Source organism: Terriglobia bacterium, assembly GCA_036496425.1.
In the GTDB taxonomy this organism is placed as follows: Bacteria; Acidobacteriota; Terriglobia; order 20CM-2-55-15; family 20CM-2-55-15; genus 20CM-2-55-15.
Genome location: DASXLG010000141.1, coordinates 1 through 19,170 on the forward strand (window position 1 = coordinate 1; position 19,170 = coordinate 19,170).

The window sequence follows — 19,170 nt, forward strand, 5'->3', positions numbered from 1 at the left end:
AAACCCGCGAAGGTCGGTTCCACGCTCGAATAGCTGCCCACCCACAGGAGAGCGACGACTGGAATGGACAGCAATGCCGCGGCGAATGCCAGCAGCACCTTGTTACCGGTCATTGAAGAATTATATGCGGGGTTTAGCCGCAGATTACGCGGATTGCGCAGATGGGGCGCAAAAAGCTACTGATTAAGCGCCCCATCTGCGCAATCCGCCTAATCTGCGGCTAAACAACTTTGACGTGGCAGTGCCCGTAGAGGATATTCTATTGCGGCACAGATGGAGGACCGGACGAACCAGCGATGACGAACACGAAATCAAAAATCATTTATACCTACACGGACGAGGCGCCGGCCCTGGCGACCTGCTCGTTTCTTCCAATTATTCAAGCATTTGCGGCGGCTTGTGACGTCACCGTTGAGACGCGGGATATTTCGCTGGCGGGCCGTATCATTGCCGTATTTCCCGAACGATTGACCGGACAGCAACAGATTCCGGATGCCCTGACGGAGCTGGGCGAACTGGCGAAAAGGCCGGAAGCCAATATCATCAAGCTGCCGAACATCAGCGCATCGATTCCACAGCTGAAAGCGGCGATCGCAGAACTGCAGAAAAAGGGCTACGCATTGCCCGACTATCCGGACTCGCCGGCGAATGATGAGGAAAAGAGCATTCGCGCTCGTTATGACAAGGTGAAGGGGAGCGCTGTCAATCCCGTGCTGCGTGAAGGAAATTCAGACCGCCGGGCACCCAATTCCGTGAAGCAATATGCCCGCAAGAACCCGCACTCGATGGGAGCATGGTCCAAAGACTCCAAATCGCACGTTTCAAATATGACCGCCGGAGATTTCCGATCGAACGAGCGATCCAGAACACTTGAGAACGAAGGTACTGTGCGGATTGAATTCACCGGACAGGACGGAAAAGTCTCCGTATTGAAAGAGAAGATAACGGTCCTCAAAGGCGAAGTCATCGACGCCACCGTGATGAATGTCCGCTCCCTGACCGCTTTTCTCGAAAAGGAGATCGAGGATGCGAAACAGCGCGGCGTCCTGTACTCCGTCCATCTGAAAGCGACGATGATGAAGGTGTCCGATCCCATCATCTTCGGCCACGCGGTTAAGGCCTTTTTCAAAGATTTGTTCCAGAAGCATGGCGCAACGCTCAGCAGTATCGGAGTGAATGTCAATAATGGAATGGCGAGCCTGCTGGAAGCCATCCGGAGCTTGCCCGAGACGCAACGCAAAGAGATCGAGGCCGATATCCAGGCGGAGTACGCGCGGCGGCCCGACCTTGCGATGGTGAATTCCAGTAAAGGCATCACCAACCTGCATGTGCCGAGCGACGTGATCATCGATGCCTCGATGCCCGCAATGATTCGCGCCTCAGGCCAGATGTGGAATAAGGACAACAAAACCCAGGACACGAAAGCCGTGATTCCGGACAGCAGTTATGCCGGTGTTTACCGCGAGACGATCAACTTCTGTAGAGAGAACGGCGCCTTCGATCCGCGGACCATGGGTACGGTCCCCAATGTCGGGCTCATGGCCCAGGCCGCCGAGGAGTACGGCTCGCATGACAAGACATTCGAGATTCCGCAAGCCGGTACGGTTCGCGTGAAAGACGCTTCGGGAGCGGTTCTTCTCGAACACCAGGTCGAAAAAGGCGATATCTGGCGCATGTGCCAGACGAAAGACGCCGCCATTCAGGACTGGGTCAAGCTTGCCGTCACACGCGCACGCGCGACCGGCTCGCCTGCCGTCTTCTGGCTCGACCAGACGCGGGCCCACGACGCGGAATTGATCCGGAAAGTCGGGCACTACCTGCCCGACCACAACACTGAAGGGCTGCAGATCGAAATCATGGCGCCCGAAGAAGCCACGCGATTCACACTGAAGCGGCTCAGGGCCGGCCAGGAGACGATCTCCGTCACCGGCAACGTCCTTCGCGATTATTTGACCGACCTGTTTCCGATTCTCGAAGTCGGCACCAGCGCCAAAATGCTCTCCATTGTTCCTCTCATGAATGGCGGCGGCATGTTCGAAACGGGAGCCGGCGGCTCAGCGCCCAAACACGTGCAACAGTTCGTGGAGGAAGGGCACCTGAGATGGGACTCTTTGGGTGAATTTCTCGCGCTCGCCGTATCTCTCGAACACTTGAGTGAAACGACCGGAAACCGCCGGGCGAAGATCATGGCGGACGCTCTGGACAAGGCAACCGAAAAGCTGCTGGAAACCAACAAGTCGCCTTCACCCAGAACCGGAGAAATGGACAACCGGGGCAGTCATTTCTACCTTGCGCTTTATTGGGCGCAAGCCATGGCCGCCCAGACTCAGGATCCGGAACTTCAGTCGCGTTTTACGCCGCTGGCGCGAGCTCTGGCTGAACACGAGACGAAGATCATAAGCGAATTGAACGCAGCCCAGGGACGGCCGGTGGATATCGGCGGCTACTATGCGCCGAACCCCGAAACCGCTTCGAAAGCGATGCGGCCCAGCGCAACGTTCAATGCCGCACTTCAGGCATTCCGCTAATAAAGCACGTTGTTCTCGCCGGTTTGAGCGATAAGTTTGCGGAGATAGGTAACGATCTTGTCCCGGCGGACCATTAAGGCTTCCACTTCGGATTTGCTGAGATAGTTTTTGGTTTTCTGGGCCAGTTCGTCCTGTTTGAGCGCCTGGATTTTTTCGAATAATCGGCTGTCACAGTGTGTCAGGTTCTTTTCGCTCTTGATGTCTTTGGACAGCCGGAAAGCGCGGCTGAAATCGACCCGCCAGATGGTCCAATCCTCGCCAATCAGCAGATTGGTAAGATTCGGATCGGTGTCGTACACCAGTTCATCGAACACACGGATTCGATACATCTGCTTGTTCCAGGCATCGGCATCGGGCGCGGAGAGCTTACGTTCGAGCCGCTGTCCTTCATCCATCTTTACCGGCAGCCACCAACTGAGCGAGCCGGTCTGACCCATCCACTTACGCTCGACGTACACCGGAAGCATTTCATCGATGCCCAGCATTTTTGCCAAGGCATAGGCGGCGATGTTGTATTTATAAGAATCGACGAAATTGATCTCGCTCGTTCCGTTGTCAAGTTCTTTCCTGACCTTGTGCTCGTCCACCGCCTGGAATGAGGCATCGTGCGTCATGGAGCCGTCGCTAAGCGTCAGCCGCCACGGGTTGGTGATGCCTGTGCTCGACTGTTTGCTGCGCACCACTTTAGCGGTAAGCAGAAACTGCCGGATTGCCTCCGGGCTGGGTTTGGCATCCTCGCCCTTTGCGCCACCGGAGCATGCCAAACAGACGATCAGCGCGAGCATCGCCTTTCGGGAATACCGACAAAGCAAACCCATCGTGATACCTCCTCGAGAGTGTCTGAGGGAATCTACAGTGCGTTCCCGGTTCTGGCAAGATAAACCGTTTGTTCCCGCTGCAGAGGGCTTTGCGGTTCACGTTCTAGCCAACAGGCCGGGCTACAGTCTTATAAGCCGCACTTCAGGCATTCCGATAGATCTAAGCGGGCGCAGGCACGCGCTTCAACAGCTTGGTGACGAACAGAACCGCTGAACCGATCAACCATGTGATCAGCGGAAGAATGAGGCCTGCGATGACGTGGGCGGCGACGTGCGGCCAACTCGCGCCGTCGTTCCCTCCGAAAACCTCAGGAGTCGTAAACGCGTTACTCTTCCCGCTGACGATTCCGAGAACGATGGCCAATGCTATCAGGATGTGCGCAAATGCCGTTTGGATGAAAAGCAGACCGAACAGCTGCTTGTAGCTCCCAAATCCGGAAGTATGGACGGCAACGGAGCAGTAGAGAAGCCCCAGCAGAAGGACAATATTGATACTGACCCATTTGGTTGTGGAGAACGGAGTTCCTGCCAGCGAGATTCCGAGCCGGACGGCCCAGGTCAGAGCGATCAGAATCAGGATCCACAATTCGAATTGAATGTACTCGGAGAGCTTTTTACCAAACATGTGGTCTCCCGTATCGGTTTGAACTCCCCGCCTGAGTCAGGCGGGGAATGACGGCCACCGCCGGAAACGCTCAGGCCAGCACTTTTCCGTACAACGCGAGCAGACGGCTCCAGGCCTTTTCCGCCTGCGGCTGGTTGTACACGCCCGAATCCGGAGGACACCATCCGTGTTGCGCGCCGGCATACACTTCGATTTCCGCCTGCACGTTCGCCTTGGCGAAGGTGTCTTTCATGACGGTCTTGTCGTTGGGCCGCGACATATCGTCGCTTGTTGCGATGGCGATCAGGAACTGCGCCTTGGTCATCGCGGCCAGAAGATGCGGGCTGTCCGGACCATTGCCTACCAGTCCGGCGCCGTGGAATGATGCCGCCGCACCGACGCGATCAGGCACGGCCGCAGCAGTGCGAAGGGCAAACGGTCCACCCATGCAATAACCCTGCGTGCCCACCTTCCGGTTTTTGGCAACCGACGATTGCTGATCCAGCCACGCGATGAACGCTTTTGCATCGCTCATTTGCTTGTTCCCGTCCTGCACGCTCTGCATCAGCGGCATCAGGCCCTGGATTGGCGTTGCAGCGCCGTTTTCCGCCGTGGGGGCTTTCTTGGTGCGATAGAACGGATTCACCACGAGCACGGAATAGCCGGATTCGGCAAGCCGTTTGCCCATCTGACGGAACGCAGGCCTCAGGCCGAAAATGTCCGGCCACACCAGAACGCCTGGAGCCGTGCCGGTCGCCGGGTGCACGAAGTAAGAGTCGGCCATGCCGTCCGGCGTCTTGATGGTCACTTCCGCTTCGGTCACCTTTACCGCGTTCGGAGTTTGCGGCAGCATCATGGCGACGCCCGCTCCCAGCATCACGCCGAATTGCCGCCGTGTTATCAAACCTGACGCCTCATACTCCTGAAGTTCTTTCTCAGAATGATCCTGATCGCACATATGCGCTCCTTTTCGACTTTGGATTACCTCGTAGACCCGATTCGTACCGCGACATTATATCCATTCGGTCTATCGCGGGAGCCGGTGACTTTATTTTGCGCTGGGTTTCTCGTCTGATTTTTGCGTCACGACAGAAAGAGTGGGCTGCGGGACGGGGGCGCGAACCATGCTCGGCGGAAGCATCGAAGGTCCGGGAAGCAGCGGATAGTACGGAACGAAACTTGTGCCGTAGTACGATTCGCGCCTCAACTGCGGCATGAATGTGATGCCGTTTATCGATGGGCTATAGACCCAGGCCGCATTGTAGGACCTGTTGGTGAGATAGAAAAAGAAGTTGGCCGGAGAGTCCGCGTAGTCGGCGATGAAATTCGCTTTGGCGAGCAATTGGGCACGCTCCGCGCTCCACAGATCCAGACCAGTAGGGTCCGCTTCGTCCAGATCTTTTGTATCGTAGACTTTGTCGACCATGTGGACCTGCATGCCGGTGAATACGGCTTCGCCGTTTTTCCCGATTCGCAACGTCCCGTCGATGACTGCTGCCGTGTCGCTGGTGAATCGATAGAGGCCGCGCGAAGCAATGAGCGTCTTCGTTCCTCCCAGAGTCACCTGAATCGGCAGGCGTTCGTCGTGGACGTCGGTTTCGATCAAGGCGGCGCCGCTCACGACATGGAAGATGATGTCATTCGCACTGACGGATTCGAAAACAACGCTGGAATTTTCGTCAATGCGCATGAAGGCGCCGGGGCGTAGAAGCAGTTCCGCATAGCTTGCCGGTCCCGTCGTTACAGGCTGATCCGAGCGGACGCTGTCCATGAACTTCACGTTCGCGTCGCCATGAATGGAGTTCACGAAACCGGCTTTGGGCGAGTTCAGGAAATTTTTAAAAACCGCAGGCGTGTTGAGCACCAATCTTTCCTGCTTATAATCGCCGCCCGCTTTTGTGATTTGCGAGCCCTTCTGCGCGCTGATGCTCGTTCCGCTGATTCCGATCCTGCCCTCGAGCACCGCAACCGTATTACTTGAAAAACGAAAGGCGCCCTTCGAATCGATCACGGTCTTCAAATCATCCGCAGTAACGCGAATCCGGTTCGGCTTCTCGATATCTTCGACTTCGATCACGGCCGTACCCGACTCGATACGCACGCCGACATCTTCGGGATCGAGCGATTCCAGGACTGCGGCAGAATCCTCGTCCAGGCGAAGGAGTGCATCCGGGCCGAGCCCGATCTCGATCCGGCTGTGCGGGCCGGTCTGCACTTTTCTTCCCTCTTCGAGCTGCTCGAATTTCCGCACGTCCGCCTTTCCGTCCACGAAGTGAACAAATCCAGGCCGGATGGAAATCACGGACTGCAGCAGGAGCAGCACGCAGACCGCAAAGCGGATCATAACCCGACCATTTTGGAATAGACCGAGCGCGCAGTGCCAGCTTCTTCGGTGCCTTTCACAATGGCGCGGCCATCCTTGAAGAGGGTGAGTTCGTAGGGCGGCGACGAGCATTTCAGCAGAAAATCGTTAAACTGAACCGAGCCGAAGACCGCAATGGACTTCGACAACTGCTCAAAATCGATGTCTCCCTTTACGCCTGGAATCAATTGCACAGCGTTCCGCCCGCATAAGGTAATCGTGCGCAACGGATTACCGTCGAGATATTCAAAGCGGCCCTCGGAGCAGACCGGACAGCTCGCCATCGCATCCTGACCCACATCGATCCGCTGAAAACGGTGAGACCAGACGTCGTAGGCCGTCAATCGAATGTCCGCCGGATTCAGATTGCCGGTCAGAAACTTCAACGCCTCCGCGACCTGCATCGAAGCAATGATGTGGGTGATGGGGGCGACGACGCCGGCGGTTTCACACGTCGGCGAAGTTCCAGGTGCAGGCATGGCTCCCATCAGGCAGCGCAAGCACGGTGTTTTTCCGGGAAGGACGGGCATCACCAATCCATAGCTTCCGACCGCCGCTGTGTAAATCCATGGCTTGGTATGCTTGGCGCAGGCATCGTTGACGACGAATCGGGTTTCGAAGTTGTCGAGCGCATCGAGCACAAGGTCGACACCGTCGAGATAGTCTTCGATGTTCGATGGATTGACATCGTCCACCCTGGCTTCGATTTCAACCGAAGAATTGATGCTGCGTAGTTTCGTTTCGGCGGCGATCGCTTTGGGAAGATTGCTGCGGACGTCGTTTTCATCGAACAACGACTGCCGCTGGAGATTCGACAGCTCGACAAAATCGCGATCGAGGAGACGAACAAAGCCGACGCCCGCACGCACAATCTGATCGGCGGCGACGGTTCCGAGCGCTCCCAGTCCTATAAGCAGAATGCGGGAGGATGCGAGACGCTGCTGGCCCGCTTCGCCGATGGGGCTGAATCGAATCTGGCGCGAATACCGTTCATCCGGACGCAAGCGTTTCCATCTCCCGCTTGATGCAGTTGAAGATTGCGTTGACCAGCGGTTGAGTTTCGATGGCCATCGCCTGGGCCACGACCTTCATGAATTCCTTTTTGTGTCCAGGCTGCACAAAAAACGGCGCCAGGCCCACCTGCCGCAGGCCGACATTTGCAAGCATGATCGCGACGGTCAGATTCCCTGTTTCAAACGGCCAGATGTCGACGACGCGGGTCAATACCAGGGCCGCCCGTTCAATTGGATGAATTTCGGAAATGCTTTCCGCCGTGAGCCAGTTAAAAAAGTTATCGAGAGAACGATCGATAAACTCAGGCTCCGGGCAATCATGGCCGCGAAAAAGCGGCGGTTGATTCTTCTGCCGCAACTCGCCGGTGAACATGATGGCGTGCATCCGCATCAGGCCGGACTTGGTCGCTTCCTGAATCTCCTGGCGCGCCTGGCGCACATTGCGCCCGCCTTCGAGTTTTGCGATGAAATCGTCGGACTTCTCCCACACCGCCGCCGTATCGACTCCCTTGAGATTTTCCAGGGACGAGAACTGCAGGCGAGTCCTCAAACCCGAGTCCGAATAGATCGGCAGATCGCTACTCATATCCTGTCAACGCAAACTCCACCAGGCTGCGCATCGCAACGCCCGACGGTCCTTTCGGCAGATAAGGTTTGTCCTCTTCGTTCCACGCGGTACTCGCAATATCCAGATGCACCCATGGAGTGTCGCCGACGAATTCCTGAAGGAATTTGGCGGCGGTAATCATGCCGGCATAGCGGCCGCCGGTGTTCGCAATGTCCGCAACCGTGCTTTTAAGCAGCTCGCGATAATCATCGTCCATCGGCATCTGCCACATCTTCTCTCCGGCGCGTCTGGCGGCGGCAAGAAATGCATCGATGTAACTCTGTTCGTTGCCCATGACGCCGACGCGGAACGGTCCGAGCGCGATGCGGGCCGCGCCCGTCAGCGTCGCCAGGTCGACCAGATGGGTTGCGCCCATGCGGCGCGCATAAGCAAGCGCATCGGAGAGAATCAAGCGTCCTTCCGCGTCCGTATTGATGATCTCGATCGTCTTGCCCGACATCGAGTGAACGACGTCGCCGGGCCGCTGAGCATTGCCGCCCGGCATGTTCTCGACGAGCGGAACGACCGCCATACAGTTGACCTTCGCATGCAGCAAAGCCAGCGTGCGCAGCGCCGCCATAGCCGTGACGCCGCCGGCCATGTCATATTTCATTTTCTCCATGCCGTCGGCAGGTTTGAGGCTGATGCCGCCTGTATCGAACGTCACGCCTTTTCCCACAAATGCCAGCAGCTTCGAGGACGACGGCTTGCCCATGTACTTCAGGACAACCAGCCGGGGCGGTTCGCTGCTGCCCTGACCGACGCCGATCAGCGCGCCCATATTCAAATCGCGGATGGCGCGTTCATCGAGCACCTCGAATGAAAGTCCGGCGGCAGCGGCCATTTCTTTCGCCCTGTCGGCAATGACACGCGGTGGTTTCCGGTTGGACGGCTCATTGATAAGACCGCGCGCCCAATTCATCGACTCGGCGAGAATGGTTCCATCGTGGATGGCCTTCGAATCCCCGCCGCTCCCGCCACGGAAGAAAACCGTCTCCACAGGCGGACGATGATTTGTCGTTTTGTAAGCTTCGACGGAGAACGCCCCGATAATTGCCCCTTCGACCAGAGCCCGGACGTCGCCTGCGGCAAACGCCAGACGCCGTACGTTCTTCACACGCCGCACGACGGCCGCTGCTGTCTTGCGCCAGCTGTCGGCATCGGCGCTCCGGGATACACCGACGAACAGAAGCTTGGGCGTTCCCGGAATCAACAGGGTTTCGAATGGCTTCAACGGCAGGTCGCCGCCGGCAAACAGGGGTTTGGCCTGTGCGGCAAATCTCGCATCACAGGTCGTTGCATCTTCGAGAACAGGAACAGCAACGGCATCCGCCTCAATGGTATCGAAGGACTCAACGATCCGGAATTCCACTTACTTCCTTTCGCTCAACGCTTGTCTGGTTTCCTTATCAATGGTCTTCTTTCGCTCCACATCCCTCTTATCATGCACTTTGCGGCCCTTTGCCAGCGCCAGTTCGCACTTCAGCCGGCCCTCCTTAAGATACATGCGGAGCGGCACCAGCGTCAGTCCCCGTTCTGTCGTGCGACCGATCAGGCGATTGATTTCCGACCGCTTCAAAAGCAGCTTGCGGGTGCGCAACGGGTCGTGGTTCGCGTAGTTGCCATGCGTGTACGGACTGATGTGCGCGTTCAGCAGCCACACTTCGCCATTCTTGACGAACCCGTACGCGTCCTTCAGATTAACTTCCCCGTCCCGCGCGGATTTGATTTCCGTGCCGGTGAGGACGATGCCGGCCTCAAACCTCTCGAGAATCGCGTAATTGTGAAATGCCTGCCGATTGACGGCGATGTCTTTCACGGATTCCGCTAATGGTTTTGAAAGAGCGATGAACCACCGAACAGCGTGTTCGGATTGCTCTGCGGCTGCGGAGTAGAGCCGAACGGGGTCAGGCTCCCGAACGCATTCGGCTGGTTATTCACCGGCTGCAAAGGAGTGTTCTGGGATTGGGAAGCCGGGAAAAGCGAGTTCTGCACCGTCGCAGGCTGCGCCGGTTGAACCGGCTGCACCGGCTGCCCTGCTCTGGGGTTCGCGATCGGTCCGAACGGACTCGGAATCGTCGACGGCTGTACCTGCGGCTGACCCGGAATGCCGGCCTGGCCTGGAAAATTCGGCTGGCCGGGGAAGCCGGGCTGACCCGGATTCTGCTGAAAGTCCTGGAAAGGCGCCTCCGGTTGGCCCGGAGTCGCGGGATAGGCCGCCACGGACTCGGTGCCCGTCAGGTTTTGGGATGCGCCGGTGATAATGACTCCCTGGCCCTGGATGACGACATAATCCAACGGCTGGCCTTGAAAGATCTTACGCAGGCCATCCGCAACGTTGAGACCCGAAAACTTGACGCTGATCGTCCGGTTGGCGAGTTCCGGCGGCACCTTCGATTTCATGCCTGTGGCCTGATCCACCAGCCGCAGCAAGCGGGCCAAAGGCAGGGCATCCGCGTCGATGGAGAGCTTATTGTCCACCATATCGACTTCAGGGCCCTTGGCGGCAAAAACAGGCACAGCCAGCAAGCCACAGAAAACAATGGGCAATAAACGTTTACTCATGCGGTTTTCCCTCATATCCAATTAGGACAACCTTCATTATATCCCGGTTCAAGTAACTAATCATGCTGCGCGCTACTTGGCCCCCCGGCCCAGCAAAACCACCGGAACGGTCTTCAGTAAAATTTTTAAATCCAAGAGCAAAGACCAGTTGTCAATGTAGGTGAGGTCCAGCTTCATCCAGTCCTCGAAGCTGACTTCGTTGCGGCCGCTGATCTGCCAGAGGCAGGTCATCCCGGGCCTCATACTGAGGCGGCGGCGCTGCCAGCGTTCGTAGCGCGCCACTTCGGCAGGCAGGGGCGGACGGGGGCCGACCAGGCTCATGTCGCCCCGCAGAACATTGAAGACCTGCGGCAGTTCGTCGAAACTGAATCGGCGTATGATCTTGCCGACAGTTGTAATACGAGGATCGCGAGAAGATTTGAAAACCGGGCCGTCCATTTCATTCAACCCCTCCACTTCAACACGCAGTTGCTCTGCGTTGTCGACCATGGAGCGGAATTTGTACATCATGAACTGCCGGCCGTTCAGCCCGCAGCGTCTCTGCAGGAACAGCACGGGACCGGGCGACGTGAGTTTGATCAGGATCGCCGTGGGAAGCATGACGAACGGGCCGGTGACAAGCAGCATTAATCCGGCAAGAACCACGTCCAGAATCCGCCGGACGAACATCAGGGCTTCATTTGTCGGCGTGGTGCTGAAGGACAAAAGCGGAAATCCGTCGAACTCGTGCAGCTCCATCCGGGCTATCGAATGAGGAAAGAAGTTCAAAACCACACGGGCCGTAACGCCGAGCTCTTCACAGAGCAGGAAAGTGTCTGTGAACTGGTCGAGGCTCTCGCGGTCCACCACCAGGATGAGTTCGTCCACTCCGCCGTCCTTCAGGAGGCCTCGGACCTCCTCTTTCCTGAAAACCCCGGTCAGCTGCAACCCCCAGAAATGATGGCCTTCGATCGTCCGCGCAAACTCGTGGGCGGAAGGTCCGCTGCCGATGACCGCCACATGACGAACATCCAGCGCACCGCGTTTGGTTACTTTCATCAAAACGACACGATAGGTAACAAGAAGGATGTAGTTGATGGCCAATGTGACCATCAGGATGATTCGATTCGAAGCATCCGGCTTCACGAAGGAAACCATGGCCGCCACTACAAACCAGGCCCCCAGAATGCCTTTAGACAGACGTTTGATCTGGCTGAGCGGGGCCAGAGTAGGCTCCGAGTACACACGAAACACGGGCAACAGGAACGCCCAGGTTGGAAGAATGATTGCAAGGAGCCACAAGTAAACCCGAACGGGCATCAGCACATGCCCTTCCAGCGCGAACAACAAACGGACCCGGTAAGCCAAAAAGAAGCTCGCCGTCGTCAAAACCAGATCGAATATCCACAGATTGACGGCAAAAATTCTTTTTCTCTGATCAATCATGAGAGTTCACGATGAATGCGGATTATAGACTTAAAACAGATAGATTCAGATTATTCGTCCTTGCAGGCCTTTTAGCAACCAGCCTTGCCGGCTGCGCCGGGAGCAAAGCCTACACGCGGGGCAACCACGCCGAAGTCGAAAAGGACTATGACACGGCAATGGCGGAATACAAGGTTGCCCTGGCCAAGGATCCCGAAAACATCGAATACAAGCTGAAGTATGAGCGGGCGCGCTACAACGCCTCGTTTCAGCATTTCGAAGCGGGACGCCGGGCCCTCGAAAAACAGGACTATCAGACCGCCAAAATCGAGTTCACGCGCGTGCTCGAGATCGATCCCTCTCATGAACTGGCTCAGGTGGAGCTGGGCAAGGTGAATGACATCCTCACCGCCAAGAGCCGCAATCAGACTCAGCCCGAAATTCAACTCGACCGTCTGCGAGACCTCACTCAAACCGACACGAGCGTTGCGTCGCAGCTGGACGTCAAAGTCACGGGCCCGATCGATCTCCATATGACCCAGGACTACAAGGTTGCTTATGAGACACTGGCTGAGTTTGCCGGGATCAATGTGATTTTCGATCCCGATATCCGCTCGAACCGGGTACCGATCGATCTGAACAAAGTAAATATCTTCGATGCTCTGGACGTTCTCGCTCTGGAAACCCGCACTTTCTGGAAGGTCATCAACCGGACGACGATCCTGGTGGCGCCCGATAACCAGACCAAGCGCCGCGATTATGAAGATCTCATTTTCAAGACAATCTACCTGAGCAACAGCGTGACCAGCACCGAGGTGACGCAGGCTATTACGGCGCTTCGGACGTTGCTGAATATGCGGTATCTCGCGCAGATCGATGCCGTGAACGCGATCATGATCCGCGACACGCCGGACCGCGTCGCGATTGCGGAAAAAATCATCAACGACCTGGACAAGTCCAAGGCTGAAGTGCTGGTCGACGCGACGGTCATGGAAGTGGATATCTCCACGCTGCGGCAGCTCGGAATCCTGCCGCCCCAGGGTACCAGCGTGTCGGCAACGGGTGGAAGCGCTGGAACCGCGTCATCTACAGGAGGGAACGGATTCCCGCTCAATAATATTCCCAGAAGCACGGCAGCCTATTCGATCACCATTCCGCCGGTAACCGCTCAGTTCCTGGCAACCAGCAACAACGCGAAGCTGATCCAGAATCCGCAGGTCCGGGCGACGGACGGACAACTGGCTACGATCCGGGTGGGTTCTCAGGTTCCGATCGCATCCGGCAGCTTTCAGCCGGCGTTCGTCGGAGCGACGGGAACCCCGGTAGTCAACTTTCAGTACATCGACGTCGGCGTGAACCTCGACATCACGCCGCATGTCCTGCTGAACAGAGAAATCTCGATGAAGGTTCAGGTTCAGGTGCGCGCCGTTGCAGGCAATAACAACGTGGGCGGTGTCGAGCAGCCGGTCCTGACGAACCGCCAGGTGCAGCACGAGATCCGTCTTGTCGAAGGTGAAACCAATATCCTCGGCGGAATCATCACGGACAGCGAATCGACGTCGCTGAACGGAATCCCGGGATTGAAGGACATTCCCATCCTCAGATACTTCTTCTCTCAGGAGCAGAAAACCCACGACAAGACCGAAATCATCATCATGCTGACGCCGCATATCCTGCGTATGCCGAACATCGAGGAAGCGAATATGCGGGGTATCAACACCGGCTCCGAAGGCCTGCCGCGCCTGCGCTTGAATGTGCCGCCCAACGGCAACGCCGCGCCTGCTCCCGTGCCCCCGCCCGCGGCGCCCGCACCCGGTGCAGCGGCTCCGGGACCTGCCGTTGCTCCGGGCGCTCCGGCTCCGGCAGCCCCGCAAACGCCTCCAGCGCCGGCAAATACGCAGCCACAGGCGGCGCGGACGACGAATTCAACGGTCGCTTTTTCGCCTTCTCCCATTACGTTGCCCCCGGCAGGGACCGCAGCTGTTAATATTGTGGGTAACGGAACCGATTTTTACGGAGTCGACCTCACCCTGCAATTCGAGCCGGGAGCTTTCAATATTCGAGATATCCGCGACGGCGGGTTGTTGAGCCGGGACGGACAGATCGTATCCCTGGTTAAACGAGAGGAAACGGATAACGGCATCGTCCATATTTCTCTGGAACGGCCGCCCGGGGCAGCCCCGGTTTCGGGCATGGGGAATCTTGTGACGCTTGTGCTCGAGCGCAGTCCGAGACAGGGAAATTCGACATTGCGTATTACAGAGTTCCACGTGCTCGACGCGCAACAGAACGTCGCGAACGGTAAAACTGCGGAGGTAACAGTTTCAGCCCCATGAGCGGAGCGAATACAAGCGGGTTAGCGCGCAGCCATCAAACGATGAGCGGAGCGAATACAAGCGCGGTAGCGCGCTGCCATCCGATCATGACGAGGTCCGATCGGCGCGGCTTCACACTGATCGAACTGATGGTGAGCATATTCATCATCGCGATACTTGTGGGGCTCGCGCTTCCGCTTGCCAAAAACTCCATCAAGCGCGAAAGAGAATTCGAACTCAGACAGGATCTCCGCGATATGAGGACGGCCATTGATAAGTACAAAGACGCGAGTGACCGCGGCCTCATCATGGCGAAAGTCGATACGGAAGGTTATCCGGAAACGCTGCAAGTCCTGGTCGACGGCGTGCAGATAGTCGGACAGGTGGACAAGAAATTAAAGCTTCTCCGCCGCATTCCCAAGGACCCGATGACCAATTCCACCGAATGGGGCCTCCGCTCGTATCAGGACGATCCGAAGAATACGGCCTGGGGCGGACAGGACGTGTTCGACGTATACACTAAATCCGGAGGGACAGGCCTCGATGGCATCAAATACAAGGACTGGTAGAAACCGCGCTTTCACGCTCCTTGAATTGATGATCGTGATCACGATCATCGCCATACTGGCGACGATCGCGGTTCCGATGTACAGGGCCAGCGTGCGCAACGCGAAAGAGACTGTCCTGCACGACAACCTGATCACGCTCCGGCGGGTGATCGATCAATACACCGCGGATAAGAAAAAAGCTCCGCAGTCGCTGCAGGATCTCGTGGATGCCGGCTATTTCAAGCAGCTGCCCGTCGATCCGATCACGAACTCGAATTCAACCTGGCAGCCCGTCAACGATACGTCCGTCGCGTCACCCGATCAAACCGAGAGCGGAATCACCGACGTTCACAGCGGCGCGCCCGGCACGTCAATGGAAGGTACCGCGTACAATTCGTGGTAGTCGATTTCGGCAGGGGGTCGCTCACACACCCTTAAGAATTGAGATCCTATTCCGTCATGCCGAGCGTCCGCAACATCTGCTCGTCATCCCGCCAGCCTTTCTTCACCTTGACGTGCAGTTCCAGAAAGACCTTGGTGTCCAGAAATTCTTCGAGTTCCTTTCGCGCGTCCGTTCCGATTTCTTTGAGCTTCTGACCCGCTTTCCCGATGATGATGGCCTTTTGCGAATCCCTTTCCACGAAGATGCTTGCGAAAATCCGGCATATCTTTTCGCTCTCTTCAAACCGGTCGATCACCACTGCCGTCGAGTACGGCAGCTCTTCCTCCGTCAAAAGAATCGCTTTTTCCCGGATCAACTCGGCCGCGATGGTCCGCTGCTGCTGATCGCTGATCTGATCGGCCGGATAGAACATCGGCCCTTCCGGCAGCGTGTTGAATATCTCCTTCAGCAGGCTCTCGATGTTTTCGCCCTTGAGGGCCGAAATCGGAACGATCTGCTCGAAATCACAGAGTTTTGAATACTGATCGATGATCGGGAGCAGCTTCTGCTTTTGAATCCGGTCGATTTTATTCAGCAGGAGAAACTTTCGTTTCGTCAGGGGCTTCAACATTTCCAGAGTGAACGCTTCTCCGCGCCCGAACGCAGCGCTCGCATCGACGATCAAAAGAATCAGGTCAACGTCGGACATGGCGTCCCGCACCGACTTCATCATGCGTTCGTTCATGCGATGGATGGGCTTGTGAATCCCGGGTGTATCCAGGAATGTAATCTGGCCTTCGGGCCTGGTGACGATCCCGCGCACGACATGGCGCGTGGTCTGGGGTTTGTCGGTGACGATCGAGACTTTCTCGCCGACCAGGCGATTCAACAATGTCGACTTTCCGGAGTTCGGCCGCCCGACGATCGAGACAAATCCCGATTTACTCATGTGTCTTCGGCGCCAGCGTCTTCAGCCGCAAACGCTGAACGCGGCGGCGGTCCGCATCGAGGACTTCGATCTCGACGCCGCCATGCTCGATCTTTTCCCCGGGCGAGGGCAGCCTGCCGAAAAGCTCGACAACGGCGCCCGCAACAGTCGTGCAGTCGGTATTCGCCACCAGAGGGACGCCGAGTTTTTCTTCCAGCGCTTCGAGCTCGAGGCTGCCGGAAACGACGATGACGCCTTTCCGCTCTTCAACGATTTTCTCGGCACTGCCGTCGGAGTCGTCATGGATCTCGCCGACAATCTCCTCCACCAGATCTTCCATGGTGATCAGCCCGGAAATGCCGCCGTACTCATCAACGACGAGCACCATCTGATCGCCTTTTTCCTTCATTTCCTGAAGCAGGTCGTCCACTGGTTTGGTTTCAGGAATGAAATTGGCCGGATTCGTGAGCGGCCGCAGATTGTCGAGCTTATCTCCGCGCTGCCAGATACGCAGGAGATCGCGCTCGTGCAGGATTCCTTCGATATTGTCGAGATCGTCGCGATAAACCGGAATCCGCGCGTGGCGTTTCGCGACGATCAACTGCAGCAGTTTATCCACGGTCGAGTTGATATCGACCGCGACGATCTGCGTTCGCGGAGTCATGACTTCGCGGGCAACCTTGTCGCCGAAATGGACGATCGACTGGATCATCTCGCCTTCGTCGTGCTCGAGAATGCCTTCTTCCTGGCCCGCGTCGATGAATGCCTGAATCTCTTCTTCGGACGTCTCTTCCTCCTTCACGGGCTCGATTTCCTCTTCCCAGCGTTGAAAGTAATTCAGCGCCGCGGTCAGCGGCATCGAGACCGGCCGCATGGCGAAATGAACTATTCTGAAAATCGTAAAAAGCCGGAGCAAAACCGCCTCCGGGCTTCGCATCGTGATAATGCGCGGCAACAGATGCCGGAAGATGGCGATCACCAGCATCATGACGACAAGCGTGCCGATGACGGTGCCCGTAAACGGAATCGCCCGCATTTGAAACGCGGTAAAAACCAGCACCGATCCCAGCACCAGCAGAAGCTGGATCACGACATGGATCGACGTGATCACTTCGGCGCGTGCTTCCAGCATCTCCGCCAGAGCCGGAGCGGCCTTGCCGTAAGGATGGTCCACCAGTCGCCGGACCGACACCTTGTTCACGTTCGTGAACGCGATGTCGATGATCGACATGACGAGGAGAGCGAAAACAAAGGCGATACCAATGAAGATTTCAGTCCCGCTCAGCATTGAAATTTTCGCCGCAGACGGCGCTCGATCGACCGCATCTCGCCGTTGTCCGTCTCGTGGTCGTATCCCATCAAATGGAGCAATCCATGAACAATCAGCCTGTGAATATTGCTCTGAAAACTCAGCTTTCCGGAGTTACGAGCCTGATTATATGCAGTCTCGGACGAGATGAGAATATCGCCCAGGCAGCCGCCGTCGCCACGGAATGAGAGGACATCCGTCGACTTGTCATAGCCGCGGTAGTTTCGATTATAGTCACGCATTGCTGCGTCCGTAATAAAGACGACCGCGAATTCCCGGTTCTCGACATCCAGCTGCCGCACCAGTTGTGGAACGAACCGGCGCAGTTCTGCACCGTCGATCGCGTGCTTGCGCTGCCGGTTAACGATGACATATTTACCCCGTTCAACCCGAGCTGCCATCCGCCTGACCGAACTCGAGCGGCTGCTGCCGCGCGAGATTCTGCGCGCTGTAAGCTTCATAGGCGCGGACGATACGCTGGACAAGGGGGTGACGGACCACATCTCTCTCATTGAAATGAATGAATGAAATGCCTTCGACGCCCGAGATCACACGGCGGGCTTCAATCAAACCCGACAGCTTTCCGAGCGGAAGATCGACCTGTGTGACGTCGCCCGTAATCACGGCCTTGCTGCCGTAACCGATTCGCGTCAGGAACATCTTCATTTGTTCAGGCGTTGTGTTCTGCGCTTCATCCAGAATCACAAACGAGTCGGTCAGCGTCCGGCCACGCATGAACGCGATCGGCGCAATCTCGATAACGCCGCGCTCCAGGTGCCGGTCCACCCGCTCCACATCCAGCATGTCATAAAGGGCGTCATAGAGCGGTTTCAGGTAAGGATCGATTTTTTCCTGAAGCGTGCCAGGCAGAAATCCAAGGCGCTCGCCCGCCTCGACGGCCGGACGGGTCAGGACAATTCGGCTGACTTTTTTGTCCAGTAACGCGCGCACCGCCATGCTGACGGCAAGATAGGTCTTTCCGGTACCGGCCGGACCGATGCCGAAAACCATGTCGTGTTTCTCGATCGCCTCGAGGTAGAGCTTCTGGTTCAGCGTCTTCGGCGTGACATTCCGCTTCCCGGCCTGGAGACTCTTTGCGCTCGAAACCACCCCTCTGAGGCTCTGGGACGTGTCTTCGGAGATGATCCGGATGATCGACTTGAGATCGCCGTTCGTAAACTTCACGCCTTCGGACCGCAGTTGCGCATAATCGGCCACAATCCGTTCCACCAGCTCGACATTGGCGTCGTCGCCGTCGACCATCAGATTGCTTTCGCCGTCGATGTGAACCTGAACTTTAAGGAGGGATTCGAGATATTTGATATTGCCGTCGTGGGTGCCAAAAAACTCGGCGACGCCGTCGCCCATTCGAATACTTTTCTTCATCCTGCGTTTCAAAACCTGGGCCGATTATACCATGTGTTATGATTAGGGTTTTTGAACGAGACAGGAGACTGAATGGCAAACCATCCCTCCGCGCTGAAGCGGTATCGACAGAGTCAAAAGCGCCGGCTGATCAATCAGATGAACCGGCATCGGCTGAAAACCCAACTGAAGAAGCTGCGAACCGCGATCACCTCCGGCAAGCCGGAAGACGTCAAAGCTGTCCTGCCGGAAACGTTCGGGGTTATCGATCGCTCGGTCCAGAAAGGCGTCATCAAAAAGAACACCGCACGCCGCTATAAGTCCAGACTGGCGAAGAAAATCAGCGCGAAGCCGGCTGCTCCTGCCGCGTAGGGAAAATGGTGTCGTTCACCGGGAGGGGGTCGCACACCTGAATTCCGTAG

The 19,170-nt window shown here is 57.0% G+C and carries 19 protein-coding genes; 5 read left to right on the plus strand and 14 right to left on the minus strand.

Annotation, left to right across the window (positions count from 1 at the left end):
* The first annotated feature begins 296 nt into the window (after positions 1 to 296).
* The gene (locus VGK48_10040) at positions 297 to 2,528 is read left to right on the plus strand and encodes an NADP-dependent isocitrate dehydrogenase (GenBank protein ID HEY2381504.1); all 2,232 of its coding nucleotides are present in this window, start codon (positions 297 to 299) and stop codon (positions 2,526 to 2,528) included.
* Here VGK48_10040 and VGK48_10045 read toward each other — a convergent pair.
* The 10 genes from VGK48_10045 to VGK48_10090 all read right to left on the minus strand — a co-directional run bounded on the left by VGK48_10045 (position 2,525) and on the right by VGK48_10090 (position 11,922).
* A complete protein-coding gene (locus tag VGK48_10045; GenBank protein HEY2381505.1) occupies positions 2,525 to 3,346 on the minus strand; it encodes a hypothetical protein in 822 nt (273 codons plus the stop codon). The genes VGK48_10040 and VGK48_10045 overlap by 4 nt on opposite strands.
* A gap of 160 nt (positions 3,347 to 3,506) precedes the next feature.
* Positions 3,507 to 3,971 carry a hypothetical protein gene (locus VGK48_10050; GenBank protein HEY2381506.1) on the minus strand — a complete coding sequence of 155 codons (465 nt, stop codon included), beginning with the start codon at positions 3,969 to 3,971 and terminating at the stop codon, positions 3,507 to 3,509.
* Positions 3,972 to 4,041: 70 nt separating this feature from the next.
* Positions 4,042 to 4,908, minus strand: a complete 867-nt coding sequence (locus VGK48_10055) for a dienelactone hydrolase family protein (protein ID HEY2381507.1) — start codon at positions 4,906 to 4,908, stop codon at positions 4,042 to 4,044.
* Positions 4,909 to 4,998: 90 nt separating this feature from the next.
* The gene (locus tag VGK48_10060; GenBank protein HEY2381508.1) at positions 4,999 to 6,294 is read right to left on the minus strand and encodes a hypothetical protein; all 1,296 of its coding nucleotides are present in this window, start codon (positions 6,292 to 6,294) and stop codon (positions 4,999 to 5,001) included.
* On the minus strand, positions 6,291 to 7,316 hold the full coding sequence (locus tag VGK48_10065) for a ThiF family adenylyltransferase (protein HEY2381509.1): 1,026 nt from the start codon (positions 7,314 to 7,316) through the stop codon (positions 6,291 to 6,293). The genes VGK48_10060 and VGK48_10065 overlap by 4 nt, the downstream gene beginning before the upstream one ends.
* Positions 7,303 to 7,911, minus strand: a complete 609-nt coding sequence (locus tag VGK48_10070) for a Fic family protein (protein HEY2381510.1) — start codon at positions 7,909 to 7,911, stop codon at positions 7,303 to 7,305. Before VGK48_10070 ends, VGK48_10065 begins: the two co-directional genes overlap by 14 nt.
* The gene (locus VGK48_10075) at positions 7,904 to 9,304 is read right to left on the minus strand and encodes a leucyl aminopeptidase (protein ID HEY2381511.1); all 1,401 of its coding nucleotides are present in this window, start codon (positions 9,302 to 9,304) and stop codon (positions 7,904 to 7,906) included. The genes VGK48_10070 and VGK48_10075 overlap by 8 nt, the downstream gene beginning before the upstream one ends.
* Positions 9,305 to 9,751, minus strand: coding sequence for an SsrA-binding protein SmpB (gene smpB / locus VGK48_10080; GenBank protein ID HEY2381512.1), 447 nt, complete (start codon positions 9,749 to 9,751; stop codon positions 9,305 to 9,307). It abuts the gene before it with no gap.
* An 8-nt stretch (positions 9,752 to 9,759) separates the two neighbouring features.
* Positions 9,760 to 10,497: a hypothetical protein gene (locus VGK48_10085; GenBank protein HEY2381513.1), complete on the minus strand. Its 738-nt coding sequence runs from the start codon at positions 10,495 to 10,497 to the stop codon at positions 9,760 to 9,762.
* A gap of 72 nt (positions 10,498 to 10,569) precedes the next feature.
* Positions 10,570 to 11,922: a sugar transferase gene (locus tag VGK48_10090; protein ID HEY2381514.1), complete on the minus strand. Its 1,353-nt coding sequence runs from the start codon at positions 11,920 to 11,922 to the stop codon at positions 10,570 to 10,572.
* Between the two features lie 11 nt (positions 11,923 to 11,933).
* Between VGK48_10090 and VGK48_10095 the strand changes: the two genes are divergently transcribed.
* The 3 genes from VGK48_10095 to VGK48_10105 all read left to right on the plus strand — a co-directional run bounded on the left by VGK48_10095 (position 11,934) and on the right by VGK48_10105 (position 15,167).
* Positions 11,934 to 14,237: a hypothetical protein gene (locus VGK48_10095; GenBank protein ID HEY2381515.1), complete on the plus strand. Its 2,304-nt coding sequence runs from the start codon at positions 11,934 to 11,936 to the stop codon at positions 14,235 to 14,237.
* 86 nt (positions 14,238 to 14,323) lie between these two features.
* Positions 14,324 to 14,785 carry a type II secretion system protein gene (locus VGK48_10100; GenBank protein HEY2381516.1) on the plus strand — a complete coding sequence of 154 codons (462 nt, stop codon included), beginning with the start codon at positions 14,324 to 14,326 and terminating at the stop codon, positions 14,783 to 14,785.
* The gene (locus VGK48_10105; GenBank protein ID HEY2381517.1) at positions 14,760 to 15,167 is read left to right on the plus strand and encodes a prepilin-type N-terminal cleavage/methylation domain-containing protein; all 408 of its coding nucleotides are present in this window, start codon (positions 14,760 to 14,762) and stop codon (positions 15,165 to 15,167) included. The genes VGK48_10100 and VGK48_10105 overlap by 26 nt, the downstream gene beginning before the upstream one ends.
* 46 nt (positions 15,168 to 15,213) lie before the next feature.
* Here the strand turns inward: VGK48_10105 and era are convergent, their stop codons facing one another.
* Genes era through VGK48_10125 form a run of 4 tightly spaced genes read right to left on the minus strand, consistent with a single transcriptional unit; the run spans position 15,214 to position 18,769 of the window.
* Complete coding sequence (gene era / locus VGK48_10110) at positions 15,214 to 16,095, minus strand: GTPase Era (GenBank protein ID HEY2381518.1); 882 nt, start codon at positions 16,093 to 16,095, stop codon at positions 15,214 to 15,216.
* Positions 16,088 to 17,362, minus strand: coding sequence for a hemolysin family protein (locus tag VGK48_10115; GenBank protein HEY2381519.1), 1,275 nt, complete (start codon positions 17,360 to 17,362; stop codon positions 16,088 to 16,090). Before VGK48_10115 ends, era begins: the two co-directional genes overlap by 8 nt.
* Positions 17,356 to 17,784 carry an rRNA maturation RNase YbeY gene (gene ybeY, locus VGK48_10120; protein ID HEY2381520.1) on the minus strand — a complete coding sequence of 143 codons (429 nt, stop codon included), beginning with the start codon at positions 17,782 to 17,784 and terminating at the stop codon, positions 17,356 to 17,358. Before ybeY ends, VGK48_10115 begins: the two co-directional genes overlap by 7 nt.
* The gene (locus VGK48_10125) at positions 17,768 to 18,769 is read right to left on the minus strand and encodes a PhoH family protein (protein ID HEY2381521.1); all 1,002 of its coding nucleotides are present in this window, start codon (positions 18,767 to 18,769) and stop codon (positions 17,768 to 17,770) included. The genes ybeY and VGK48_10125 overlap by 17 nt, the downstream gene beginning before the upstream one ends.
* A 72-nt stretch (positions 18,770 to 18,841) precedes the next feature.
* Here VGK48_10125 and rpsT point away from each other — a divergent pair, with 72 nt between their 5' ends.
* A complete protein-coding gene (rpsT, locus tag VGK48_10130) occupies positions 18,842 to 19,120 on the plus strand; it encodes a 30S ribosomal protein S20 (GenBank protein ID HEY2381522.1) in 279 nt (92 codons plus the stop codon).
* The last annotated feature ends 50 nt before the right edge of the window (positions 19,121 to 19,170 follow it).